Genomic DNA, 25,793 nt, shown 5'->3' with positions numbered 1-25,793 from the left:
AAACCAAATAACTTATTTCAGACAAAATCTAGATGGCTAAATATTTTACTGATAAATATTAAAATTTTTTATGCGACGAGATTCGATATTTTATAAACTAGTTCAACAATTTCCACCTTTGTTATTTGAGCTACTGAAGCATCCTCCAAATAATGCTCAAAACTACCTTTTTGATTCACTGAAGAAGAAATGTAGGTTAGTTGGAGCGATCTCAAAACCCAACAAAAGCCTATGTGTGTTAAGTTTCATTCTTCAACCCAACCTATACTAGTTATAATTTTTAGCCATTTGCGATCGCTTCAAAATCCGAAAACTTGTACAGTAAGTTTGTATACTACTTTGTTACTACTCCATTTAAGTACAAGCTTATGGTAGAACCTTTAACAGCAGCAGTGATTGTCTCTCTATTTTTCTCGGAAGCAATCAAAGAAAGTGGTAAAGCTTTAGGCAAAGGTGCGACTGATACATTTGCGAAACTAGTAGATACCATTCGTGAAAAGTTTAAAGCAGAGGGAACAGAAGGCTTACTCAAACGAGCCGAAAATGATCCCACAGACAAAAATAAAGAAAAGCTACAAGATGAATTGCAAACTCAAATGGATGCAGATCCAGAATTTGCCAATAAATTGAAAGAACTAGTTGAACAGCTAAAATCACAAGATGCAACTATTCGTCAAGTAGTTTTGAGTGAAATTGAACTCACTGAGGGTTTAACACTAAAAGACCTCACTCAAAAAGTTGCGGGAGATGGTTCTGTTGAGCAAGTAAACGTTAAACAAGTAAAAGCTAAAAACATTGATGTGAGTAACTTAAACCAAGACGTTGAAAGATAATTCATAATTTGCAATTTATCACAGTTTGTAGGTTGGGTGGAGCGATAGCGAAACCCAACAAAAGCCTCATAATGTAATGCCATATTCTAGTTTAAAATTATGATTAATGAGCCAGACTCTGAAGTTGTACAAGTAAAACTTGAAAATTTACAAGTCGGTGGCAATATTACAATCAAAGATATTACCCAGATTTATCAAACAGTTAATAATTTAGATAATATTCCTAAACCCACTGGATTTCCGCAAAACATTCCTAAAAGTAACACAGATAAATTTGTCGGAAGAGAGGGAAAATTAAAACGTCTCTATCAACAGTTGCAACGTAATGATGAAGTAGTCATTGCGGCTGTGGAAGGTATGGGGGGCGTGGGGAAAACTGAATTAGCAATCCAGTATTCGCTGCTGCATTTACAATTACAGAGTTACCCTGGTGGAATTTGTTGGCTACAAGGAAGAGCAGAAGATATTGGTTTGCAAATTGTACAATTTGCCAGAACAGATTTAGGTTTGCCAATTCCTGATGATTTAGAATTACCAGAGCGAGTGCGTTGGTGTTGGCAACATTGGCGGAAGGGAAACACACTCATAGTGTTAGATGATGTGACAAATTATGGTGGGATAAAACCCTACCTACCACCCCAACCATCTCAGTTTAAGGTAATTATTACCACGCGACTCAAATTAGATTTAGCTGGTTCTTTATTTTTAGAAGTTTTACAAGAAAGCGATGCACTGTTATTACTCAATCAATTAATTGGGGAAGATAAAGTAAAGCAAGAATCGGCAAAGGCTCAAGAACTTTGTCAGCGTTTAGGTTATTTGCCCTTAGCTTTGCAATTAGTTGGAAGGTATGTAAAAAAACGCAAGATAAATTTAGCCCAGATGTTGCGACGGTTAGAAGAAAAAGGATTAGCTCATCCTTCTTTAGTAGTTGATGAAAATGACCCTACTTGGACACTTAATGTAAAACGAGGAGTAGCCGCAGCTTTTGAATTGAGTTGGGCAGAATTAAGTGAACCTGCTCAACATTTAGGTTGTTTACTCAGTTTATTTGCTTTGGTTCCGATTCCTTGGAATTTGGTAGAAAGTGTGGCAAAAGAGAAAGATGCTGAAGCATTGGAAGATGCGAGAGTTGAATTAGAAAACTTGCATTTAATCCAAGGTGAAGATAGTTATCGGTTACATCGACTGATTCAAGAGTTTTTTAGAGATAAGCAAAACAACTTAGCCGTTGCTGATGAGCAAAAATATAATTACTGCGCGGCGATGGTAGAAGTAGCGCAAGCAATTCCTCAAAAACCTGTATTGGAAGACATTACTACATTTACTCCCATTATTCGCCACCTTGCTGAAGCTGCCAAGGCTTACCACGCTTGGTTAAGTGATGAAGATTTAATTTGGCCATTTGTGGGCTTGAGTAGATTTTATGAAAGTCAGGGAGCTTACGCCCAAGCTTTACCTTGGCGAGAGCAATGTGTATCAGTGGCAAAAGAACGCTTCGGAGAACAACATCCCTCAGTCGCCACCAGTTACAATAATTTGGCAGGACTCTACGAATCCCAAGGCAGGTACAGCGAAGCCGAACCACTGTACCAAAAGGCTTTGCAACTTTATCAACAACTGCTGGGAGAACAACATCCACATGTCGCCATGTGTTACAATAATTTAGCTCTACTTTACAATTACCAAGGCAGGTACAGCGAAGCCGAGCCACTTTACCAGCAGGCTTTGCAACTGCGGCAACAACTGCTGGGAGAACTACATCCTGATGTCGCCTCCAGTTACAATAATTTAGCTCTACTCTACAATTACCAAGGTAGGTACAACGAAGCCGAATCACTGTACCAGCAGGCTTTGCAACTTTATCAACAACTGCTGGGAGAACAACATCAACATATCGCCATGTGTTACAATAATTTGGCAGCACTCTACAATTACCAAGGCAGGTACAGCGAAGCCGAGCCACTGTACCAGAAAGCTTTGCAACTACGGCAACAACTGCTGGGAGAACAACATCCTGATGTCGCCGCCAGTTACAATAATTTGGCTCTACTCTACGATTCCCAAGGCAAGTACAGCGAAGCCGAACCACTGTTACAGAAGGCTTTGCAACTGTGGCAACAACTGCTGGGAGAACAACATCCACATGTTGCCACCAGTTACAATAGTTTGGCAAAACTCTACTATTCCCAAGGCAGGTACAGCGAAGCCGAACCACTGTTACAGAAAGCTTTGCAACTAACACAACAACTGCTGGGAGAACAACATCCACATGTCGCCACCAGTTACAATAATTTGGCTAAACTCTACTATTCTCAAAGCAGGTACAGCGAAGCGGAAGCCCTATACCTGCAGGCTTTGCAACTGCGGCAACAACTGCTGGGAAAACAACATCCTGATGTTGCCTCCAGTTACTATAATTTGGCAGAACTCTACGATTCCCAAGGCAGGTACAGCGAAGCGGAGCCACTGTACCTGCAAGCTTTGCAACTTTATCAACAACTGCTGGGAGAACAACATCCTGATGTTGCCATCAGTTACAATAATTTAGCTCTATTCTATTATTATCAAGGCAGGTACAGCGAAGCGGAGCCACTGTACCTGCAAGCTTTGCAACTTTATCAACAACTGCTGGGAGAACAACATCCTGATGTTGCCACCAGTTATTATAATTTGGCTAAACTCTACTATTCCCAAAGCAAGTACGGTAAAGCCGAACCACTGTTCCAGAAGGCTTTGCAAATTGCGGAACTGAGTTTAGGGGTAAGTCATCCTAGCACAATTACTTTTCGTGAAAATCTGGCTATTTGTCAGCAACATAATCAATAAATTGAATTGGGCGATCGCACTGGCATTCTCTTCACTTGACTCAGCCAACGTGATTTTTGATGCGATCGCTAGGTGTAGTGTAACTTCAATACATCGCCTTGGATTGTTAAGCTGATTGACAAATGTGGCTCAAGGCGCAATGATGCGGAATTGTCCCAACTTCTGCTGTGGCTTATGAGTAAAATGGTGAAAGACCTGTCAGGAAATCGCCATTCGCCGATTCTTCACTCTTAAATAATCGTGATCTAATAGCCGATGAATTCTCCCCAACCTCCCCAAAAGCCACAAACTATACTTGGTCAACTGACTCAAGCCGTACATACAATTCAAGCTAGGGTCGATTTTTCCAAGCTGGCACTGAAGCCAAATGCTAGAGTACCGGAACTTTGGGTACAGGATGCAGGGGCGGATAAGGCGGAGGTCTACCCATTGTTAGGCGATCGCTATATTCTAGGACGCAGTTCTAAATCTTGCGATATCGTCGTTCGTAACCCAGTTGTCAGCCAAATTCATCTGTCTTTGTCGCGGGACTCTACCCAACGCAAACCTGTATTCGTAATTCGAGATGAAAACTCAACCAATGGGATTTATCTAGGGAAACGGCGGCTGACTTCTTTAGAACTGCGGCATGGCGATATCATCACTCTAGGGCCGCCAGAACTAGCAGCATCAGTCAGATTGCAATATGTAGATCCACCAGCACTGTATGTCAAAGCTGCAACCTGGGCAGGCTATGGTGTTGCTGGTGCCAGTGCTTTGTTAGCCTTGGTCATTGGTGTGGAATGGCTGAAGTTTTCCGTTCGACCTTTACCGACAGCCACTCGCGCCCCAGTTATAGTTTATGCCCGTGATGGTTCAACGCCTCTACGTGAACCAAGAACAACTTCTCACGTAGATATGAAGAACCTGCAAGACTTTGGCCCTTATTTGGCTAATGCAGTCGTCGCTTCAGAAGATAGCCGTTACTACTGGCACGTTGGTGTAGACCCCTTGGGGATTTTACGGGCAGTCTTAATTAATAGCCGCAGTGGTGATTTACAGCAAGGAGCGAGTACAGTTACCCAACAGGTCGCTCGGAGTTTATTCCGTGATTACGTTGGTTCCCAAGACTCCCTGGGACGAAAATTGCGTGAAGCTATTGTGGCACTGAAGTTAGAAACTTTTTATAGCAAAGATTACATTTTGCTGACTTACTTAAATCGCGTGTTTTTGGGCGGAGATACTTCAGGTTTTGAAGATGCGGCTAAGTATTACTTTGAGAAGTCAGCCAAAGAACTCACCTTAGCCGAAGCCGCAACGTTAGTGGGTATTTTACCTGCGCCCAATGCGTTTGATTTTTGTGGTGACGGCCTCAATAAACTAGAAGCTGCTGATTACCGCAACCGTGTAATTAAGCGGATGTTGGAAATGGGCAAGATATCCCAAGAAGATGCAAACCGGGCGAGACGTTCTACAGTGCAAGTCAGCCCGAAAGTGTGCGAACAGCAAGCCAAAACTATTGCACCTTATTTTTATAATTATGTTTTTCAAGAACTCGACTCAATCTTAGGAGAAGGTGCAGCTAGGGAAGGAAACTACATCATTGAAACCCAACTTGACCCAGCAATTCAAGCCCAAGCTGAAGCCTCACTGCGAAATTCTGTGAATAATGAAGGTTCAAGCTTGCGTTTTTCCCAAGGGGCGATCGTTACTTTAGATTCCAAAACAGGTAGTATTTTGGCAATGGTGGGTGGTACTGATTACCGCAAAAGTCAATTTAATCGTGCTTTCCAAGCCAAAAGACAACCAGGTTCTACCTTTAAAATTTTTGCCTACGCCGCAGCCCTACAACAAGGAATTTCCCCCTATAAAACTTATTCTTGCGCCCCTTTGCCTTGGCAGGGTTTTACTTATAAACCTTGCCGTTCTGGTGCTGATGTCAGTTTAGATATTGCCACGGGTTTGGCACTGTCTGAAAATCCGATTGCTTTGCGAGTCGCCCGCGAAGTTGGTTTAAATAAAGTTGTGACAATGGCTCAGAAATTGGGGGTAAAGTCACAACTTGATCCGGTTCCTGGTTTGGTATTGGGTCAAAGTGTGGTAAACGTTTTAGAAATGACCGGGGCTTTTGGTGCAATTGGGAATAGAGGTATGTGGAATCCTCCCCACGCCATTAGCCGCATTCTCGACAGTGGTGATTGCAAGGATCGTAAAGATTTAAAAACTTGTCGTGTGATTTATTCTTTTGACCAAAACCGTGAAGCTAACAAGCGAGTTCTGTCTACAGAAGTAGCTGATGAAATGACTACCTTAATGCGAGGCGTAGTTACAAGAGGTACAGGACGGAGTGCGTCAATTGGTTTGGGAGAAGCTGGTAAAACAGGAACAACTGATAAAAACGTTGACCTTTGGTTTATTGGGTTTATTCCTAGCCGTCGATTAGTCACAGGTATCTGGCTAGGAAATGATAATAATTCCCCCACTTACGGTAGCAGCGCCCAAGCTGCTCAACTGTGGGGGAGGTATATGGGGAGAATTGCTAGATAGCTCACAGGCTAGTTCTATAAGCTTAAAAGTAAGACGGAAACTTACCTCTACTAATACCAATAATTATCAGCCCAAAGTAGGTAAGGCTTAACTCGATGACAGGAATTTGTCTCGACACCATTTAATGCGTCACTGTACATCATCTCACCAACCGTAAGTAGGGCGGTGCAATTAAACATAACTAACGAAGGCTGTCATTTGTCATTTGTCATTGGTAAGGGTTTCAAGCCAATTTAAGTTTCGTAACATAGTTTGGTTTTTTTTCCACCGACTTACTTAGTTGATAATTCTTAACGAATCTGGGGTGACTGAAATGAAGCAAAACCGTTCCAAAATGAGAATTCTTGCTAGATTTTCCCCTAGTTGCATAATTCCCACAAACTACTCTGATAGTTACTTAATGATTGTCAGGGAGAAGCTAACTTCCGAGAGCAATCATCCAACTAACAACAAACAAAAATCATTTGTGAGGTAAAACTTATGTCTACTCAAAATCTGTTGACTCAATCACCTGTAAACTACACTGAACATTTGCTGGAACGTGCAATTGTCGATGCAGAGTTCAGACACGAACTATTGAGTCGTCCTGAAGAGTTCGGTATCACTAAAGAAGATTTGGAACAACTACCTGATGCTGTAGAAGAACAGAATATGACCTTTGTCGAGTTGGTAGTAGGACGTGACGGTAACATTGAAATTGAGGCAGGAGCGACTTGTGTATCTGGCTTCACTGTTCGTTGTGATGGTGATCGTCCCACTACCGATGACGGTCTACCACCTGATTGCCAAAGTACGTGTGTTTCCGGTTGGACAATCTTATGTGATGGCCATAGTTTGTAATAAAAAAACAGCCTAAACTAGCAAACAAGACAAATGCTGAAGCAGCCGTCAATAGCCAACTGTTTTTTAGGCTGAAGTAATATATTTTTCAATAACCATCATTTAGCATAATGTGGAGCTTACCAAAGTAGGTAATTGACGGCTGGGTGTAAACAAAAATTTGCCAGCAGAAAATAGTCTTTTTGCTGGCAAGTTATTGCGAATATGGAATAAAAATGATGATTGTTGCTGTACAAAGTAACCTAAAAATATTAGCTGCAAAACTTGGTTCGGAGGTGATTTCCGGCGAAATTTTCTCTAATATTGATAGTTTAGTTCAAACTCTTCCTCCTCTTAGCAATGCACTTTTAGAATGTCGGTTAGCTGCAAACCAATCTCAAGTAGATTTCTCAACGATTGTTTTTAATCCTGATGTTCATTTACCTCAACACTTTCTGAATTACCCTGTCTGGAAGAGATTGCAGGATATATGCTGGGAATGGTGTATATCTGATTCTTTCCTTAATCAAAGATTAATGGAAATAGGGCTGGAATTTGATGTAGATGGGAGAATTTCTGATATACCAAATCCAGGAATATTTTTAGTATTAAACCTCGATGTTAACTGGAATCATCAACTATTGTTAGAGATGGCGAAGCGTTTGCTTGGTGAACAAAAGATTACGCCGCAAATATCAAAGAATATACAAATATGTTTTGATACTTTACCTGAAGGTGCAAAGATAATTTGTGTAGCAGCGATGTTGTCACGTTGGTCTGATATTTTAAGATTAAATGTTAATGGGTTACTGCATCATCAAATTAGTCATTATTTAGTTGATATTGGCTGGACAGGTGATGTTGATGAACTAGATGAAGTGATTAAGAATATTTCGCCATTTATAGATAATATTGTTTTGAGTTATGATATGGGCGATCGCGTCTTACCAAGAATCGGTTTAGAATGCTATCTTTTGGGTTTGCCACAACATAATAAACGTTGGTATTCCTTCTATAATTACTTAATTAGCCAAGGTTTATGCAGTTCTGATAAAAGTAAAGCAGTTCTAGCTTGGCCAGAGTTTTCAAAACAAGATAAATCTGCTAATTACACACTCTGCACTAAAATTGTTTACCAGCCAGGATTACCTTTAGAAGCCAAAGCGTATATGGGATTTTGGCCTTATAGGGATGTAGGGGTATAGGTGAAAAAATAAAAAACTATTAACCCTGCTCATTGTTTTATTGTTTCATCACTGAATACTCAGCACTAATTCTCAATACGAATCTATTTTGAAACCAAAATATTACTTTGGAGGAGTTTTATCATGCTTGATAATTTAGCTTTAACTGAATTGGCTTGTCGTGCCAGCAACTTATCTGAGCGTTTAATAATTACTAACAATTTAGCTTTTGGTAATATCCTAGAAAATTGTACAAATCAACTCACACCATTAGATAAGTGGGCAATTAAGAAAATATCTGGTAAATTAGCAGCTACGCAAGTAAAACAGCAGCTATATCAACAGTTAGCTACCAGAATACCTACCATGAGTAATTTAGAAAAATTACTCATAGATTATAAATTATATGAACTGAATTTAGCGAGTTTATCGGTATCAGAAAGGGCAGAGTTTACTCGACTTCATACTACATGGTTACAAGTTTATGCTGAGGCGTTGACTACTTTGAATTTATCTGCAACTGATTTTGCTAATAGTGCTTGGTATCATCCAGACATTTACTACCGACGCTTTGCTAAAGTTTGTGAGCCGTTTTTACGTTGGTTGCAACAAACTCTAGAACCAATTGCTCAAGCCAATAACATAATTAATCCGCAGGTAATTACTGATATTCAACTAGATTTACTCCAGCGTTTTGAACGAGCTTTGGCTCATGCTTTAGAAGCTGATATTAATTTATACTGTCATCAATACAATATCGATAAATCAAATGATGCTCAAGCTTATATTGATTATTTTGAGAATATATTTAATAGTGAACAAGGTTATCACAAATTTTATTGTAAGTTCCCTGTTTTGACTCGACAATTAGCACAAGTTACGTATTTTTTAAGTAAAATTGGGGAAGAAATAATCCAGCGAGTGAGTGGCGATCGCAGTGAAATTAGTACTACTTTTTTTAATGGTGTCCCCATACAGCAAATTGTAGGTTTTGCTATGGGAAATTCTGATGCCCATGCTGGTGGTCACACTGTAGTGATGGTAAGTTTAGCCTTGGCTAATGGTCAATTAGAAACTATTGTTTATAAACCACGCTGTATTAAATCAGAAGCAGCAATGCAAGGTTTATTAGCAACTTTAATTGAAGAAAAAGTCGTCAGATTTGGTAATTATCGCCTGTTGTGTAAATCAGATTATGGTTATGCAGAATTTTTGAAAGTGCAGAACCATACAGATAGCCAGGAAGTTGTGGAAACTTTTTATCAGCAACTCGGTGGTTATTTAGCTATCTTCCACATTTTGGGCGGTAGTGACTTGCATTTTGAAAATATTTTGGTTTCTAATTGTAATGCTTTTATCTGTGACTGCGAAACGGCTTTAGAAGTAGTACCACGTCGGATGACAAAATCACCAGATACGATGTTTGATTCTGTATTTAGCACGGGGATGCTAGACTGGCCACTACCTAATAATACTCCAGAGGCGGAAGGGCGCATTAGCTTAAGTGGTTATGGTGGTGGGGAGTCTTACAAAGTACCTTTTGCTATTCCCCAAATTAACAACCGAATGTCCTTGGCTTTAGCAGTGGAACATGAAGTTGGGGTGGAGGTAAAAGTAAAAGGAAAAAATCGGATATATTACCAAGGTCAGATAGTACATCCACACGCTTATCAAGAGTGTATTGTGGACGGATTTAACCAAGTTTATCGCTGGGTATTGCAAAATCGTACCAGAGCAATCACCTTATTTGAAGAATTATTTGCAGATTCCTCTGTGCGTTTCGTCAACCGCGCTACACAACTTTACGCACACATCCTAAATTCTGCACGCCATCCTAAATGTTTGGCTGAACCTTTAGAAGTTGATTTGGTTTACCATAGTTTAATTGAGCGTCCCCGGATGTGGGATGATGCAGGTAAGCTGGCGGAATTAGAAATTCAAGCTTTATGGCAACTAGACATTCCCATTTTTACTACTAAAGCCGAAAGTAAGGAACTAATTTTCAACTATCAGCAACATTTATCTGATTCTTTAGCAGTTTCCCCATTAGAAAACGCCATCGCCAGAATCAACAGGTTATCAGAAGATAGCCAAATGCGGCAAAATCAATATATTTACACCAGCTTATCTACTGGAGAAATTAACAATCAACACTTTATTGATTCGGCGGTGAATTACGCCTATGAGATAGGGAAACAGTTGTGTTCACTCAAGCAAGATACCTCAGCCGCAGCACCGTGGCAAACTATTGATTTCTCCTCTACAGGTAAAAAGTTAGTTGATATTGGTTCATCACTTTATACTGGTTCTGTTGGTGTTGCATTGTATTTAGCTTATCTTGATGCTATCCGACCTCATCCAGAATTTCGCCCAGCCGCAGAACAGGCTTTAGATCATGCTATCAAAGAACGCGATCGCGTCATGATTGGAGCTTATCAAGGAAAAGCTGGTTTAATCTACACCCTGACACATTTAGCTCAATTATGGCAGCAACCACAACTTTTAGAATTGGCTGAGGAGTTGTGTGATGAACTCTATCCCCTGATTAGTCAAGATAGTTATTACGACATAATTAATGGGGTGTCTGGGGTAATTCCTGTGATGTTGGGACTAGCTCAAGCCCATCCTCATTCTCACACAGCTATGCGCTGTGCGATCGCTTGTGCTGAACACCTATTGCAAAATGCTGTTACAGTCGGTGATACCTTGGCTTGGCCTTATAATCCAGAGTTAGCACAGGGACATCTCACAGGCTTTGCTCACGGAAATGCAGGTATAGGTTGGGCGTTAATTCGTTTAGGTGCATATACTAACGAATCCAAATATATTAAAGCTGGATTACAAGCCTTTGCTTATGAAGCTACCCAATTCGACACCGTAGAAGGTAATTGGTATGATTTACGCACCTCGGTCATGACGAAAAAAGCACCAGGAGCGAAGTTTGGTTATTTTTGGTGTAATGGAGCAGCTGGTATTGGTTTAAGCCGCATTGATAGTTGGGCGATATTGGGTAAAACTGATTCTAATATTTTAGGAGAAGCACACAAAGCCTTAGATATTACACTCCGCAGCTTTAACCGCTTAACAGATGATTCCCTTTGTCATGGTAAATCAGGAAACTCAGAGTTATTACTGCGGTTTGCATTAGTTAGAAATAAACCATATCTGCAAATGGAAGCAAATGTCCAAGCTACAGCACAATGGCGTAACTTTGAACGCGCTCATCGTTGGACTTGCGGTGCTGGTGGTGGCGATATCTTACCTGATTTGATGACTGGGTTATCAGGTATTGGGATGCACTTCTTACGTCTAGCTGATCCTCAGCGTATTCCTTCACCGCTACTGTTGGATATACCACCTCAACAGGTAGTTGCTGCGGAATTTGATGAGCAACGGGAGTTAGTGGCTTACTCCTAAAGTAGTTTGCGTTCTTAGTAGGGACTTTAGTTCTCATATTTTTGAGGACTGAAGTCCTTACTAGAAACTCCCAGATATTTAATAAATTCAGACAATGCAAAAGATAAAATCTCGATTTTGGCAGCAATTTTTAACAGTTGCACAACCTTACTGGTTTCCTCTTAATGCTGGTAGTCAACCTTTTTTGATGCTGGTGTTACTGTTAGTGGTGTTTGTATTTGGAGTGTTTTTTGTATCTATAGAATTATTCGGTTTAATCAGTGAACAATATTTTCCTCAACTTTTAAATAATCTTGCTCCTGGTTTATCAGGATTTATTCACCAAAATATTAACTCTCCCATTGTACATATTATTAGATTAACTTTTATTATTCCCCTCATCGTCTTTGGCTATTATTGGAAACATTTAAAATATCATTGGCGGGCGTGGTTAATATTAGCGGGAATGCTATTAATTATTTTATATGTAAGTGCTATTAACGTAGTCGGTAGTTATGTTGGGCGTGATTTAGTAACTGCGATCGCTAATAAAAATTCACCTGAATATTTTCGGTTATTATTAATTTATACTGGTGTTTTGATTGTCACTACAGTTATTGTAGTTATTTCCCAATATCTCAGGAAGAAGTTAGCTATACATTGGCTCAATTGGTTGACTAATCACTTTCTTCAGAAATATTTTCAAAAGCGAGCTTACTATTATATAAACTCTAACCCCAATATAGATAACCCAGACCAACACATTTCTTCAGAAATTGGCTCTTTCATCCAAAATAGTATTAACTTATTCTTAACCGCTCTCAATCAAATTCTTGATTTAATAGTTTTTTGTGGAATTCTCTGGTCTATTTCTAAATTATTGGTGGGTATTTTAATTGCTTACTCAATTATCGGTAATCTCATTACTACAATTTTTAGCCAAAAATTAATTATTCTCAATTACGACCAACTAAAATGTGAAGCTGATTTTCGTTATAGCTTAGTTCATATCCGTAATAATGCTGAATCTATCGCCTTTTATGGTGGTGAAAAGCAAGAATCTAGCCAAGTCAAACAGCGATTCAATCATGCTATTCAAAACACCAATAGCATGATTGAATGGCAGCGTAATATGGAGTTTTTTACCACTGGATACCGTTATTTAATTATGATTATTCCGTATTTAGTAGTTGCACCTCTATATTTAGAAGGAAAAATTGAACTGGGAGTGATTACTCAAGCTACTATTGCTTGTAATCAGGTGTTAGGGGTACTATCAGTTATTGTCAGTAAATTTGAAACTTTAAGTGCTTTTGCAGCAGTAATAAATCGTTTAGGTAGCTTCTCTCAAGCTTTAGATAAACCACAAACTCAACTTAACTCCAAATCAACCATTGAATTAGTCACTGATAATCATGTGGAATTTCAAAATATTACTTTACAAACCCCTAATTCTGAACGTACCTTAGTCAAAGATTTATCAGTAGCGATCGCAGATGGTAAAAGTCTGTTAATTATGGGTAACAGTGGCTGTGGTAAAAGTTCCTTACTACGTTCCTTAGCTGGTTTATGGAATGCGGGAACTGGTGTAGTTATCCGTCCTGATTTAGCAGAAATGATGTTTTTACCCCAACGTCCTTATATGATTTTGGGAACTCTCCGCGACCAATTACTTTATCCCAAAACCATTCATAACTTCACAGATGCGGAACTTAATCAAGTATTAGCCAAAGTCAATTTAGCCGAATTACCTGATAGAATTGGCGGTTGGGATGTACAACTAGATTGGGATAATGTTTTATCTTTAGGTGAACAGCAACGTATTGCCTTTGCGCGACTGTTATTAATGTGTCCCCGTTATGCAATTTTAGATGAAGCCACAAGTGCTTTAGACATGAAAAACGAGGAGCAGCTTTATCAACAATTACAACAAATGCACACAACATTTATTAGTGTAGGACATCGCTCTAGTTTGATGAAATATCACAAATTATTGTTAGAATTAAAAGGTGATTCCACTTGGCAGTTTTTACCCGCCCAGAAAAATCAAAGGCGAGCATCCACTGTGGAACAAAATAGTCTTTAATTCAGCATTTTGTCACCTAATGACCTAATAGTTTATCTCGCAGATGTTTGATGCGATCGCGCAATTTTGCTGCTTCTTCAAATTCTAGTTTTTTGGCGGCATCTTTCATCTGGGCTTCTAGCTTGCCAATCAATCCGGGAATCTCTTCTAAAGGTAATTCATCAATATGTTCATCAACAACTTTTAAGTCTGCACTATTCAACCTCCGAGATACATCTAAAAACGACAAAATAGCGTTACTGGATTTTTTGACAATTGGTTGTGGTGTAATGCCATGTATCCGGTTATATGCCGTTTGAATGTTACGCCGTCTTTCTGTTTCTTCAATGGCTTTAATCATGCTGTCTGTTAAATTATCAGCATATAAAATCGCTTGTCCGCGAATGTGCCGCGCCGCCCTCCCAATGGTTTGAATTAAAGAACGTTCAGCACGTAAAAAACCTTCTTTATCAGCATCTAAAATTGCCACTAAGGAAACTTCTGGTAAGTCCAAACCTTCCCGCAGTAAGTTTACCCCAACTAATACATCGAAATTTCCTTCGCGTAAATCTTGAATAATTTCAATCCGTTCAATGGAATTAATTTCAGAATGTAAATACCGTACCTTAATGCTATGGTCTTGCAAATATTCTGTTAAATCTTCCGCCATTCGCTTAGTTAATGTTGTAATTAGCGTTCTTTCATGACGGTCAACTCTGTCTTTAATTTCTCCTAGTAAATCATCAATTTGTCCTTCGGTGGGACGCACAGAAATTTCTGGATCAATGACACCTGTGGGACGAATGACTTGTTCAACAATGTGATGATCAGAAATTTCTAATTCCCAATTTCCAGGTGTTGCCGAAACAAAAATACACTGGTTAACTTTTTGCCAAAATTCATCTGCTTTTAAAGGACGATTATCGGCGGCACTGGGCAGACGAAATCCATGTTCAATTAACACTTTTTTCCTGGCTTGGTCACCGTTATACATGCCCCGAATTTGCGGCACAGTCACATGAGATTCATCAATAACTAACAGCCAATCTTTCGGGAAATAATCAATTAAACATTCTGGTGGTTCGCCTGCTTGTCGGCCTGCAAGGTGACGGGAATAGTTTTCTACGCCGTTGCAATAACCCACTTCACGCAACATTTCTAAGTCGTAACGAGTGCGCTGATCTATACGTTGGGCTTCTAATAATTTGCCTGTTGTTTCTAATTCTAGTTTCTGCTGTTTTAATTCAAAGGCAATATCTTCGCAAGCAATTTCTAAGCGTTCTTCTGGGGTGACAAAGTGTCGTGCTGGGTAAATATTGACAGCTTCTAAACTCGAAATAATTTCGCCTGTTACCGGGTCAATATAGCGAATTGCATCAATTTCATCACCAAAAAATTCCACCCGAATAATTCTATCTTCGTAGGCTGGGCCGATTTCTAACACATCACCCCGGACGCGGAAACGTCCCCGACCCATTTCTAAATCGTTGCGGCTATATTGTACTGAAGCTAAATCGCGCAAAACTTCCCGTTGATTAACTTCCATCCCAATTTTTAAGGGTATGGCTGCTTTTAAGTATTCGGCGGGAATCCCTAAACCGTAGATACAGCTAATAGATGCAACGACGATGACATCACGACGTTCAAACAGCGATCGCGTCGCTGAGTGACGCAACATATCAATTTCATCATTAATCGCAGCCGTTTTTTCAATGTAAGTGTCTGTGACTGGGATATAAGCTTCTGGTTGATAGTAATCGTAGTAGCTGACAAAATACTCAACTGCATTTTTGGGAAAGAACTCACGTAACTCATTACAGAGTTGTGCAGCTAAAGTCTTGTTATGTGCCAAAACTAAGGTTGGTTTACCGATTTTCTCAATTACTGCTGCTACTGTAAAGGTTTTGCCGGTGCCTGTAGCTCCCAGTAAGGTTTGGTAACGATTACCCGATTGGATACTGGAAACAAGTTGTGCGATCGCTTGTGGTTGATCACCCGTCGGTGCAAAGGGAGCTTGAAGACAAAATTCTGTCATACAGTTTTACCTTACTCAGTGCTGAGTGCTGAGTGCTGAGTAAAAAGTGCTAAGTACTTTTATCTGTTTCTAAATGCTTCACTATGTTAGAGCGAAATTTTTTTTATCTCAAATCGATAACCCACCTGTGAGTGGATGTGTTTTCAACTCAGCACTCAGCACTTTCAACTCAGCACTTATGATTGGAAATACCCTATCTCATGGTAACGATACCACTCTGTACCTGTGGCCATACAGAACTCAAATGAATTAACAGCAATATTATTTTACAAAAATTGATACTTTAAATTTACTTATGTGTAAGTTTTGAAGATAATTATATATATGCAAGGTTTTTTAAGGGTAAACTTTGATATATGGGAAAAAGTCTAATTTTTCCTCAAATATTGTAAAGTTCATTTAAGAAACCAGAGGTAGAGTTTATGAGCATCAGCAGCACGGGCAAAGCAGCTAGTCCTCGCCAAAGACGTGCCAAGCTCAAGGGGGAAACAACGGTGGAAGTTGAAAACAATCAAGGCCAAACTGTGAATAACGATCAAACCACTCAAGATACAGAAAAATCCGATAAGCCTGGAACCCTAGCCATTGCTGGAGTTCGTCCGATTGCTGGTAGCGATTTACAAGTAGCAGAAACAGTCTCAATTGCAGGTATACGTCCCATTTCTGCTAGTAATTTAGAAGTAGTAGAGACTATCAACGTGATGGGTATTCGCCCCATTGCTGCTAACACTATCAAAGTTGTTGATAGCATTAACCTCTCTGGTTTACGTCCCATTGCTTCAAGTGCCTTGGTAATTTCTAGCAGCTATTCTGTCATGGGGAACCGTCCAGTGGCTTCTAACACTATTGACGATTCTGAAATTCTTATGGGTTTTATCGACTAGAATACAAAAACATCTTTAATTATTTCAACAGCCCGAACTCTTCACGAGAGCGGGCTTTTTAATTATTTAATTAGATAAAAATATCGATTCATCTAATTATCTAGATAACGTAATTATGATGTTTATTGGTTTCAGATCACCGACTTCTTAAAGAAGTTGTTCACATCTTACAGGAGTTTGTTTATTGCAATTCAGGTAGGGTGGGCAATGCTAAAAATTAGCTCAAACCTTAATTTTTACGTTGTAAGCATTGCCTACCCTACGGTTATTGAAAATAGTGCAAGATATGAGTTTGGAGATTTATTTACTATTCCTCATTATATCTAGCTTATTTTGATTCTCTCTCTTTTTATATAGACGAATAATATATCCTGTGGCAGAAGGCTGGAGCTAAAATATCAAGTTAATTTGTAAGAGTAATCACCAAGAAAATCAAAGTTAATTCACAACTTTGAATCTAAGTTTACATAATATTAGGAGAGTAAAATGAGTTTAGAAGAACGCGCCAAAGCTACTGCCAAAAATATTGAAGGTAAAGCTCAAGAAGCACTAGGTAACGTAACTGGCGACCCTAAAGATAAAGCGGAAGGCAAAACAAAACAAGCCGAAGGTGAAGTACGTCAAGGTATGGAAGATATCAAAGATTCTGTTAAAAAAAAGCTTGACTAGAACTAATTCTAGTTAGCAATTAATCAAAAGATGGGGAGGGTGAAAGGGTATATATGTGTATCCAAAATCCTGACATCTATAACCTTTTATCCCTCCATCTCATCTCCATACACAATTTTGTGCGTAAGTCCTATACAAGTAATTTGACTTATTTAAAAGGTTTATTTTGGGAGTGAAATAATGATATCGCTGGAGCAGATTCGCAAAACTGCGATCGCAGGTATTTTAATTGTAATTTTAACTGTAACTACCGCTTGTGGTGGCGCTACAGTCAGCCAAGCTGACCGCACAACCAATCCGCCTGTAATTGGAAGAGATGTCACTTACAGCGAACTAGAAAGAGGTAATACTCCCGGTGGTCAAACTTTTGGTAACTGGGTAGTACAAACCTCTAGAGGCTTAATCAAAGATGCTTATGTCAGAGATAACAACAAATTAGGCGTTGTGATTTCTCGTGAAGTTAGTCCTAATGAAGTGCGCCCTCTAGCTAAGTCTTTAGTTCAAGGCTTTCGGAAAAATTTCCCCAATCAAGATTTAACTGTTTTGGTTTACGGCCCTGATAAAAAGTTAATTTTGACGACTCAATATGATGTCCAGACAAATCAAGTCAAGTATAGCTAATTAGGGTTATTGATTGAATTTAAACTTAGAAATTCCAGAATTTTGCCGAGAAAATTCAGAATTTAATTTTGAATCAGGAGATAAAAAAGTGTCAACCAGCGAAGAATACAGAAGACAAATCATGCAAGATTTAGCTCAAGGTGATGTGGAATCATTAGATGATCCCTCAACTAATGCAGCTACTCAGTACGATAATTTTGACGATTTCGCTCAACGGACAACTACAGATCAACGTCGTCAATTATTTGGTCGTTCTCTTCATCCAGAGAGCATTCCTACCAGCCAAATGGAGCCAGAATTACAAAAGGCGATCGCTCAAATTAAACCAAATGAACGAGATGATGTCGCTCGTGCCTTTTTCAAACATTTGAAAGGTAGAGGTTTGGATGATCGCCACTTAGAACAACAGCTAGGTCTTTCTACTCGCAACCCCAACCGAATGAGTGCTGATGATGTCAGCAAACTCGCTTCTTTTGCTTATCACAACCATCCAGATATTTTCCGCGAAGTTCTAGCAGAACAACCCGGTATTCTTAAATTCCTGAGTAACCCCGTGGTTGCAGCAATTATAGGTATTGCAGCCGCTAAATGGTTAGGTAGCCATAAATAAGTTTTTTCTGGAGAGTAAGACAGTTAGGTGGGTAAAACCACCTTTTTTTATGGCTAAAAAGCGATTCAGTTTAAATAAATTAATAAAACATAGAAAATCTAAATCTAAACGGTAAAATATTTTACATTTTTTACATAAATTTATTTATAGCAAACGAAACAATTAGCTTATTTCTTTTGATATATATCCATTAACGATAATCAAAACTCTCGACAGAGACATGAGGATTTTTATTTCGCTAAATATATAATTAGAGTCTTAAAAAGATACCTAGTATCACAAGTTGTCTCATAAAATATTTATATATGTTTGCAGAAGAACTCAGGAGTCAGAATCAATTAGTGACGGCTCTGAATCCACCACTAATTGTAGACAGCTAAATTTTAAATTTAGCTGTGTCTTAAACCAATTTATTCATCTATAGCATCGTAAAGAATTTATACTGAACTCTGATTCTTATTGAGTTATATAGATGATTCTGGTGCATATAGGCAATAAATTCAGAAGTCTAAAAACTGAAATTTCAAAAATCTCAAAATAGCACAAATATATATACTCAGATTATGTTTGCTAAAACAGAAGTAAAAAAAACAATAGAAATCCATAATGCTCATTTAAGCCGCCGTGATTATCAAACCGAAAAAACACAACCTCAAGACCTAAATATTCCGGCTGCGACATTATATTTAAGTCCTATCGGTCTGCTGTTCAGTTGGATAATTTTTTTCTTGATATTAAGAAAAATCAAGAGATTTCTAGACAATAAAATGGTATTTAGCGTCAATAATTTGCATCAAGTTCCTTGCAAAAATTGTCGATTTTATTCTAATAATCATTATCTTAAATGTGCAGTACAACCTTCTATTGTGCTGACTGATGAAGCTAAAAATTGCACAGAGTTTTCTGACAAAAAAGATAAATCACCAGAAAAACCATTGTTTCCGAGAAGAGACTAGTACAACAAAGCAAAAGTAAAAATTGAGCCATTGCGGTGGACGAGTTTCCTGGCATAAAGGAGACAGTGCCGTGGATATAAGATAATTATATCAATTCAGTATGAACCCTTGTATTTATCTTGGTAAGTAAAGGAATAATCAATTAGGGTTGATTGAGTAGGTACAGAAAAAACACTACTGATTATTGAGAGAATAGCAGTATTAGTGCCGAAACTCAAGAATAATCAACCTATCACCGGAAACTTAGGCAGAAAAATTACTAGAAAATTAGAGATGGCTAAGTATTGATCCTGATACTATTTAGACGGACAGAACTTTATACTACAGAAGTGATGTTTATAACTTCATAATTAATCACTTACTCAGAATAGGGGTACACTGACTGATATTATTAGATTTTTCTTGCCAAAGGCAGAAGGGTGCTAATTTTAAAGATGTTATTTGGCAACTCGTCTTTTTACTCATAAAATCTAAAGACAAGCTCAAGTTCCCTAGAACAGTAGCCTTAGTATCCCCGTCTGGTCATAAATCAGGGTTAAAAAGCTATCACGAAAACTCAAATGCTAGAAATGGTAGATCGGATAAATGATATTGCTTGGCAAGCTCACCAGGGTAGTGTTGCTGCAATCATTCAATTGTTAAACGAAAAGTTAGCCGACTCTGGTGTCAGAACTAGAGCTATTTTCGCTGATGGAGTCTTACAACTTCTGTGTGAGGCATCTAAAATAGAGCAACTGGAACAATCAACACTAGTAGAACAAATCCAGAAAATCCTGGAAGCGATCGCACCACGTAATATTCACCGAGTCAATATTAATAGCCGCATTGTTAGGGAAGAACAACTACTTTGGCTCAAAGAAATTTCTCTCGACCCCGGAAATCAATTACTCTGGTCACAGGAAATTACTTTAGCACAGCCACATATAGTTAAGCAGCTAATTCAAGACTTCACCCAAGCTACAACTCACCTAACACAGTCAACTCTGCTCAAAACTCAATCTTCGCGTAATTCTGTATTTATCAACCGAAACAAATATCGATATTTACCCAAAACCAGAATCCCAACAGTTATAAGTTTGGGCTTTCTGTTGTTATTGGGTTGGTTGGTATATGCTCAGTTAGGTGATAGACTCAAAATCCTAGTTCAATTAGAAAACCCCAAGCCTGTTACTACAGCCAACTCCAAAGAAAACAAACCCGCAGCACCAGTTAATAACGCTCAAAATAATCTTGGCGATCCTGAAGAAGCCAATGATCCTTTTGGTTCAGCCGTGCGAATTGCCAATCAAGCTACCATTAATGGCAAAACAGCTACCACTTCAATACAGTGGTTAGATTTAGCAGCTAAATGGCAACGTGCATCTGATTTAATGGCCGCAGTTCCACCAAATCACACTCGCTATCGAGAAGCGCAGATTCGTACTGAATTATATAGGAAGTATAGTGAAGCTGCTCAAAAAGAAGCTCAGAAAAGCCCTTCCTAAGCTACAACTCTTTGTAAATAACCATAAATCTCATTTTTTCTATACAGATGTAACAAATACTAAAAAATTAGTAACCTTTGATTGAGTTAGAAGCAATATAGCTTGTGATGAAATGACACAAATTTGTCATCAAAATGTCATTTTCATAAGTCAAACTGAGTTTATTCAGATAAAACGAGGTGTAAGTGTGACGCGGCGGTATTTCCGCCTTTTTTATTGCAGGTGCATAAGGCAAATTTTAGTCGAGTGCAAGATAGTCAATGAGATATGAGCATAAAACCCAAAATCATGTAGAGACATTACATGTAACGTCTCTACAGTATTCCACGAATATGCAAACTGCCGTATAATTCATTCACACTTATCTAGGAGTAGCACCAGAGGTTATATACTTCTGCCACATTTGTTCGTAAGCTGCTTCCATTTCACGGGCAAATTGTTTACCATTCCACAAAGGTTCAGTCTGGCGAGATGCTTTCAACTTTCTGGCTACTTGCTGGCGTAAATTTTCATCTTTACCCAAGCGCACACCCCACTCGACATATTCTGCATCTGTCCAGGCAATACCTTCATTGATACCAGCATTAACCATCATAGTGTAACTGTTACGTGCAGCGAATTGCTCACCGACTCTTGTCACTAAAGGAATACCCATCCACAAAGTTTCTAAAGTTGTTGTCGCACCATTGTAAGGATATGTATCTAAAACTACATCTGCAATCCCTAAATTAGCCCGATGAGAGGCTTCTGATGGTGCGCCCGGTAAAAACAGCAACCTTTCAAGCTCGACACCTTCTTCTTCAGCTAATTGATAAAAGAAAGTTTTAATTGATTCTTCGTCAGCATCACCTTTAATTAAAAAGTAGCTGTTAGGTACTTCTTTAATAATTTTCATTTGCAGGCGTGCAGTATCAGGATGACGTTTAAAACCTCGTTGGCCGCTAAAATAAACTACTGCATCAGCAGGAATATTTAAATCATCGCGGCGCAGAGTGGGTACACCTACCTCAAAACCATCAACAGCTATATATGTTTGTGGTAAACGCCAGATTTTTTCTCTGTAATATTCATCTGCTGATTCTGGCAAAACATAAGGATCAGCAATAAAGTAATCAATTGTAGGAATTCCTGAAGCATCCCACCCTAACCAAGTTACTTGAATTGGTGCAGGTTTGAGAGCCATAATTCCACAAGTTAAATCTAAGGTAATACTATCTAAATCAACTAAGATATCAATTTCATCTTGAGAAATTTGTTCTGTTAATGCTTCAGGTATAGCAGATTTATAAGAGTGATTAAAGTTATTTAGATACCATTCATGTAAGGGATCAAATACAGGATCACAACTGAGAAAATAGCCATTAATTTGAAAGCGATCGCGGTCATGATTTTTAATTAACCATCTAGCCAACCAACCAACAGAATGGCTGCGAAAACAATGAGATAAATAACCAATTTTTAGCGACTTTGTAGCTGATAAGATTTTCTGGGAATGTCTGGCTTTATGCTTGATTATTACTTCTTGAGTATAAATTTCAATATTATTTTGACATATTTGTGATAGACCATTACGGAGAGTTCTATACGCTTGTGGTTTATCTTGAAAATATGGTGTAAAGTAATCAGTATTAAATAACCTTGATACTTGTAAGGAACTTAAATTATTAGGACTTAATTGCTTTATTTCTTCTAACAGCAGTTCATGTTTTTGCCAAGCTTCATAAGCAGCTTGCCAGTTTGTACCGCCAGAACTAACTAAACCTCTAAGAAGTAAATTGTTAGCAAATATTTTTTCTGGTAATTCAGTAGCTAAAGAATATGAGCTTCTTGCAGTCTCTATACCTTGAGAATATCTGCCGCAAGTAAAATAAAGACCTGTGAGATAGAATAAAATTTCTCTATTATTTGCATCTAAAGTTAAACAAACTTCTAAAAATGAAGCTGCTAGTCCTGGCTGCTTTTGAACATAGCCAATATTAACCGCCGCAGGAATTAAAATATTGATAAAAGTATTAGCTTGTGATTTTTCACTAATATAGGAAATACAAGTTTTAGTAAATTCTAATGATGATGGATGTAAAGGAGCATAAGTTAAAATATTTTCTAAAATAGCAATTAATAATTTCCATTCTACCGTAACTGCTGGTTCAGCCTGAAGTAGTTTGAGAATTACACAATTTTCTAATTCTTCACCAGTATAATTTTCCAACTTTATTTGTAATTGAATTAAATGTAATAAATTATTAATATCGGCGGGACAAATTTCTTTTATGTGTTGCCGAATAAGCAAAGCATTAGCATTATTTTCTATACTTTCTTGCCTAATTGCTTCTTGGTTTAAAATTTCTCTTAATTCATTTGTTACTTGAGCAATATCATCTTCTTCTACCTCCATCATTGCCATCAGCCAAGTTGTCTGAGCTTCAGCTTCCTGTTTTTGAAGTAACAATACTAAACCCAAATACCAATAATAAGATTTAATATGGGGTTCAACATCTATTAGTTGTTCATAAATCTGAGTTGCCTGATAATAATTTCCTTGAACTAAATATTTATATGCTCTTTCATTTAGTTCTGCTAAACTTTGTGTTTCTATGATTGCAGACATTGAAATCCTCCTGATTTACTACTAACCAATAAAACAAAGTGAGTAGTTGAATATTTCACTACTCACTTAATGCAAAATTCAAATACTATTAGCTTGAGATAGCACAATAACAAGCATTTATGACATTAACCACCCAGAGATTTATAGTTGCTAGGGCAGCCACTAACAGCCGTTGCAGTTGGAACACTACCTGTGCCAGGTATTGGAGCTTCACATGCAAAAGCCACTGTTAATGCTTCACTGGTTTGAGCATTACCAACTATTGTGCCAACAATCCCCACATAAGCTTTTAAAGCTGGTTTACGAGCTTGAGCTTTGTGAGAAATTACACCAGCAACGGTAGCACTGCTACCACTAATAATGCTGCTGTAATCATAGTTATCAGTTTGGGTTTTAATCCCAACACCTAATTGGCTTAAGTCAGTGGAGAAGGACTGAAATTCCAAGAAGTAAGCTTGTTGAGCGCGGTTAATTGCACCAATGCTATTTCTAGCTTCTGACTGCTTGGCTTTGTTAACTTGACCAAGTAAAGAAGGTAACGCAATAGCAGCCAAAACACCAATAATAATTACTACCACGAGCAATTCAATCAAGGTAAAACCTTCATCTGCTCTATTCTTACGATTATTCAGGTGTTGCAAAAATTTAGCTTGAAGTTCAGGTTTGATTGCGGGCTTCATTGAGAGTTTCTCCTCTGGGGGGTGAGATGTATTATTCTTGACTTCTAGGCTTAAGTTACCCACTTGTTTCACGTTTCATATCACCTACAGCAAAAAATTCTGAAAATGTGCCGAATGTACTTTATGCACAACGTTCTAACAGCACGTAGAGAAAGACTTCTAGTTTGCTCAACAGACTTTGAACTTGAACACAGGCTTGCTCATAACTCATTGGTTCTAAAGTGACGGCATTTATTGGCTTAATCAGTAACCAGCGTTGTACTAAAGAGTCAAATGGTTGCTCTCCCTCCCAGAGAGGTAACAAACAAGCCACTAAGTTGGGATCTAAATCTATAGGCCCCTTTAAAGGAAGATTTATATAGTTGGCAACTGACCATGAATTGCCTTGAGTGACGCAGTTAATCAAATCTTGTTTGATTTGTTCTGTTCTTAATTGGGGGTGCAGATGTACTTTTGTACTTTGCCAGTCTGCTAATGTCCACTCAGAAATTGGCTCAAATAACTTTCCTTGATTGGGATGACCACACCAAAAATCTAGTAACCGATGAGCAGGATGTAATAGTTCAAATATATGTAACTGCTCCTCTAGCGAAAGTTCAGGGAGGCTCATGGCTAGAAAAGCGGGCAAATCATCTCGATTTTTAAATAAATCCATCAGTTCCCAATGCCGCCATTGCACCATACTGATAAATTCCAGGTCAGTAGCTTGCAGCATGGCAAACATTTGCTTAACTGTGTAGCCTTTATCCCCTTGGAGCAAATGATTAACTAAAGCTAAATTAGGTGCTTGGTCAAAGGCGCTATCCCAAGCTTTTTGTTTGAGAACTACGTCGTCTCTTAAAGCTTGCATTGTTTCTCGAACTAATTCAACCTCCAGTTCTTGAGGCGTACTATCTAGTAATCCCATTAGTTGAAAAAGTTCTTGAGCTTGGTAATAATAAAATCTTTGGCGGTAACTATGTAAATTAGTATGAATAATTCCATGAGGTTGCAAAACAGATTTCATTGCTTGCAAACCTAAAACTGGATCTGGCAGCAAATAAAGGGTTTCATCACAGTTAATATAGTCAAATTGCATCCCTAACTGGGGTAAATCTTCAATAGAAAGTGTATAAAATTCTGCATGATCAAAGCCATGATATAGCAATCTTTGGCGTGCTAATTTTACGGATTCTGCTGATAAATCAACACCGATAATCTTGGCATCAGGATTGGCTTCTGCTAGGGCTAGTGATGTATAACCAGAACCACAACCCGCATCTAAAATAACTTTATCTTTAGTATTTATAATTTCTTGGTTTCTTAAATAGAAAGATGTGACAAAATTATAAACGTAAAGCAAATTCAGTTTATTTTTAGGTGTTTCCTCCACAGAATTATTAGGGTATGGAGTTGCTTCAAACTGCTGACGAATTTTCTCTTTTAAGTCTAATGTTGGGTTATTCATAGGTAAATTGCTCCTGTGATTGCATTCTTGACAGTCTGTCCTAATACCTGTTTTTGGCAGTAGCATGACTAAAAAGAATTGGCTTAAGTTTGAGTATTCCCATTTATCTACCTTCCCTCTCAATCTATGGTTATGTTATATTAAGCG

18 protein-coding genes are annotated in these 25,793 nt (G+C 38.4%); 14 read left to right on the top strand and 4 right to left on the bottom strand.

The window, feature by feature from the left end; all coding sequences use genetic code 11:
* Nucleotides 1-70: 70 nt before the first annotated feature.
* The 8 genes from H6G74_RS31795 (at nucleotide 71) to H6G74_RS06735 (ending at nucleotide 13,673) form a co-directional block, all read left to right on the top strand.
* Nucleotides 71-271 carry a DUF2887 domain-containing protein gene (locus H6G74_RS31795; RefSeq protein WP_190966950.1) on the top strand — a complete coding sequence of 67 codons (201 nt, stop codon included), beginning with the start codon at nucleotides 71-73 and terminating at the stop codon, nucleotides 269-271.
* A gap of 97 nt (nucleotides 272-368) precedes the next feature.
* Nucleotides 369-833, top strand: a complete 465-nt coding sequence (locus H6G74_RS06765) for a hypothetical protein (RefSeq protein WP_190966949.1) — start codon at nucleotides 369-371, stop codon at nucleotides 831-833.
* Nucleotides 834-932: 99 nt separating this feature from the next.
* Nucleotides 933-3,662: a tetratricopeptide repeat protein gene (locus H6G74_RS06760; protein WP_190966948.1), complete on the top strand. Its 2,730-nt coding sequence runs from the start codon at nucleotides 933-935 to the stop codon at nucleotides 3,660-3,662.
* Between the two features lie 255 nt (nucleotides 3,663-3,917).
* Nucleotides 3,918-6,188, top strand: coding sequence for a transglycosylase domain-containing protein (locus H6G74_RS06755; protein ID WP_190966947.1), 2,271 nt, complete (start codon nucleotides 3,918-3,920; stop codon nucleotides 6,186-6,188).
* Nucleotides 6,189-6,668: 480 nt separating this feature from the next.
* Complete coding sequence (locus tag H6G74_RS06750) at nucleotides 6,669-7,028, top strand: cinnamycin family lantibiotic (RefSeq protein ID WP_190966946.1); 360 nt, start codon at nucleotides 6,669-6,671, stop codon at nucleotides 7,026-7,028.
* Nucleotides 7,029-7,243: 215 nt separating this feature from the next.
* Nucleotides 7,244-8,212 carry a hypothetical protein gene (locus H6G74_RS06745; RefSeq protein ID WP_242051170.1) on the top strand — a complete coding sequence of 323 codons (969 nt, stop codon included), beginning with the start codon at nucleotides 7,244-7,246 and terminating at the stop codon, nucleotides 8,210-8,212.
* A gap of 123 nt (nucleotides 8,213-8,335) precedes the next feature.
* Entirely contained in the window at nucleotides 8,336-11,608 is a 3,273-nt protein-coding gene (locus H6G74_RS06740) for a type 2 lanthipeptide synthetase LanM family protein (protein ID WP_190966944.1), read from the top strand.
* A gap of 94 nt (nucleotides 11,609-11,702) precedes the next feature.
* Nucleotides 11,703-13,673, top strand: coding sequence for an ABC transporter ATP-binding protein/permease (locus tag H6G74_RS06735; RefSeq protein WP_190966943.1), 1,971 nt, complete (start codon nucleotides 11,703-11,705; stop codon nucleotides 13,671-13,673).
* A gap of 16 nt (nucleotides 13,674-13,689) precedes the next feature.
* On the opposite strand, the gene uvrB is transcribed toward H6G74_RS06735, so the two are convergent.
* On the bottom strand, nucleotides 13,690-15,687 hold the full coding sequence (gene uvrB / locus H6G74_RS06730; protein ID WP_190966942.1) for an excinuclease ABC subunit UvrB: 1,998 nt from the start codon (nucleotides 15,685-15,687) through the stop codon (nucleotides 13,690-13,692).
* Between the two features lie 422 nt (nucleotides 15,688-16,109).
* On the opposite strand from uvrB, the gene H6G74_RS06725 reads away from it, so the two are divergent.
* The 6 genes from H6G74_RS06725 to H6G74_RS06700 all read left to right on the top strand — a co-directional run bounded on the left by H6G74_RS06725 (nucleotide 16,110) and on the right by H6G74_RS06700 (nucleotide 20,911).
* Nucleotides 16,110-16,571, top strand: coding sequence for a hypothetical protein (locus tag H6G74_RS06725; RefSeq protein WP_062288109.1), 462 nt, complete (start codon nucleotides 16,110-16,112; stop codon nucleotides 16,569-16,571).
* A 486-nt stretch (nucleotides 16,572-17,057) separates the two neighbouring features.
* Nucleotides 17,058-17,240: a CsbD family protein gene (locus tag H6G74_RS06720; RefSeq protein ID WP_190587895.1), complete on the top strand. Its 183-nt coding sequence runs from the start codon at nucleotides 17,058-17,060 to the stop codon at nucleotides 17,238-17,240.
* A 180-nt stretch (nucleotides 17,241-17,420) separates the two neighbouring features.
* Entirely contained in the window at nucleotides 17,421-17,861 is a 441-nt protein-coding gene (locus H6G74_RS06715) for a hypothetical protein (RefSeq protein WP_190966941.1), read from the top strand.
* An 88-nt stretch (nucleotides 17,862-17,949) separates the two neighbouring features.
* Nucleotides 17,950-18,471, top strand: a complete 522-nt coding sequence (locus tag H6G74_RS06710) for a hypothetical protein (RefSeq protein ID WP_190966940.1) — start codon at nucleotides 17,950-17,952, stop codon at nucleotides 18,469-18,471.
* A 563-nt stretch (nucleotides 18,472-19,034) separates the two neighbouring features.
* Nucleotides 19,035-19,427 (top strand): hypothetical protein, encoded by a 393-nt coding sequence (locus tag H6G74_RS06705; RefSeq protein ID WP_190966939.1) that lies wholly within the window; start codon nucleotides 19,035-19,037, stop codon nucleotides 19,425-19,427.
* A 569-nt stretch (nucleotides 19,428-19,996) separates the two neighbouring features.
* Nucleotides 19,997-20,911: a hypothetical protein gene (locus H6G74_RS06700; RefSeq protein ID WP_190966938.1), complete on the top strand. Its 915-nt coding sequence runs from the start codon at nucleotides 19,997-19,999 to the stop codon at nucleotides 20,909-20,911.
* Between the two features lie 361 nt (nucleotides 20,912-21,272).
* Here H6G74_RS06700 and H6G74_RS06695 read toward each other — a convergent pair whose 3' ends face one another.
* From H6G74_RS06695 to H6G74_RS06685, 3 genes are all read right to left on the bottom strand, one after another.
* Nucleotides 21,273-23,519, bottom strand: coding sequence for an O-linked N-acetylglucosamine transferase, SPINDLY family protein (locus H6G74_RS06695; RefSeq protein WP_190966937.1), 2,247 nt, complete (start codon nucleotides 23,517-23,519; stop codon nucleotides 21,273-21,275).
* A 125-nt stretch (nucleotides 23,520-23,644) separates the two neighbouring features.
* The gene (locus H6G74_RS06690) at nucleotides 23,645-24,199 is read right to left on the bottom strand and encodes a type IV pilin-like G/H family protein (RefSeq protein WP_190966936.1); all 555 of its coding nucleotides are present in this window, start codon (nucleotides 24,197-24,199) and stop codon (nucleotides 23,645-23,647) included.
* Nucleotides 24,200-24,320: 121 nt separating this feature from the next.
* Nucleotides 24,321-25,646 (bottom strand): class I SAM-dependent methyltransferase, encoded by a 1,326-nt coding sequence (locus H6G74_RS06685; protein ID WP_190966935.1) that lies wholly within the window; start codon nucleotides 25,644-25,646, stop codon nucleotides 24,321-24,323.
* Nucleotides 25,647-25,793: the final 147 nt, after the last annotated feature.

It is taken from the genome of Nostoc spongiaeforme FACHB-130 (assembly GCF_014698475.1).
Classification (GTDB): domain Bacteria; phylum Cyanobacteriota; class Cyanobacteriia; order Cyanobacteriales; family Nostocaceae; genus Nostoc_B; species Nostoc_B spongiaeforme.
The sequence above is the reverse complement of the archived record's forward strand: the minus strand, read 5'-3'. Positions and strand labels throughout refer to the sequence as shown.

Bases quoted from the DNA above. Each gene is read 5' to 3' on its own strand.
- H6G74_RS06715 (WP_190966941.1), top strand. From the start codon at position 17,421: ATGATATCGCTGGAGCAGATTCGCAAAACTGCGATCGCAGGTATTTTA.
- H6G74_RS06740 (WP_190966944.1), top strand. From the start codon at position 8,336: ATGCTTGATAATTTAGCTTTAACTGAATTGGCTTGTCGTGCCAGCAAC.
- H6G74_RS06695 (WP_190966937.1), bottom strand. From the start codon at position 23,519: ATGTCTGCAATCATAGAAACACAAAGTTTAGCAGAACTAAATGAAAGA.
- H6G74_RS31795 (WP_190966950.1), top strand. From the start codon at position 71: ATGCGACGAGATTCGATATTTTATAAACTAGTTCAACAATTTCCACCT.
- H6G74_RS06760 (WP_190966948.1), top strand. From the start codon at position 933: ATGATTAATGAGCCAGACTCTGAAGTTGTACAAGTAAAACTTGAAAAT.
- H6G74_RS06735 (WP_190966943.1), top strand. From the start codon at position 11,703: ATGCAAAAGATAAAATCTCGATTTTGGCAGCAATTTTTAACAGTTGCA.
- H6G74_RS06745 (WP_242051170.1), top strand. From the start codon at position 7,244: ATGATGATTGTTGCTGTACAAAGTAACCTAAAAATATTAGCTGCAAAA.
- uvrB (WP_190966942.1), bottom strand. From the start codon at position 15,687: ATGACAGAATTTTGTCTTCAAGCTCCCTTTGCACCGACGGGTGATCAA.
- H6G74_RS06720 (WP_190587895.1), top strand. From the start codon at position 17,058: ATGAGTTTAGAAGAACGCGCCAAAGCTACTGCCAAAAATATTGAAGGT.
- H6G74_RS06690 (WP_190966936.1), bottom strand. From the start codon at position 24,199: ATGAAGCCCGCAATCAAACCTGAACTTCAAGCTAAATTTTTGCAACAC.
- H6G74_RS06705 (WP_190966939.1), top strand. From the start codon at position 19,035: ATGTTTGCTAAAACAGAAGTAAAAAAAACAATAGAAATCCATAATGCT.
- H6G74_RS06700 (WP_190966938.1), top strand. From the start codon at position 19,997: ATGGTAGATCGGATAAATGATATTGCTTGGCAAGCTCACCAGGGTAGT.
- H6G74_RS06765 (WP_190966949.1), top strand. From the start codon at position 369: ATGGTAGAACCTTTAACAGCAGCAGTGATTGTCTCTCTATTTTTCTCG.
- H6G74_RS06685 (WP_190966935.1), bottom strand. From the start codon at position 25,646: ATGAATAACCCAACATTAGACTTAAAAGAGAAAATTCGTCAGCAGTTT.
- H6G74_RS06725 (WP_062288109.1), top strand. From the start codon at position 16,110: ATGAGCATCAGCAGCACGGGCAAAGCAGCTAGTCCTCGCCAAAGACGT.
- H6G74_RS06755 (WP_190966947.1), top strand. From the start codon at position 3,918: ATGAATTCTCCCCAACCTCCCCAAAAGCCACAAACTATACTTGGTCAA.
- H6G74_RS06750 (WP_190966946.1), top strand. From the start codon at position 6,669: ATGTCTACTCAAAATCTGTTGACTCAATCACCTGTAAACTACACTGAA.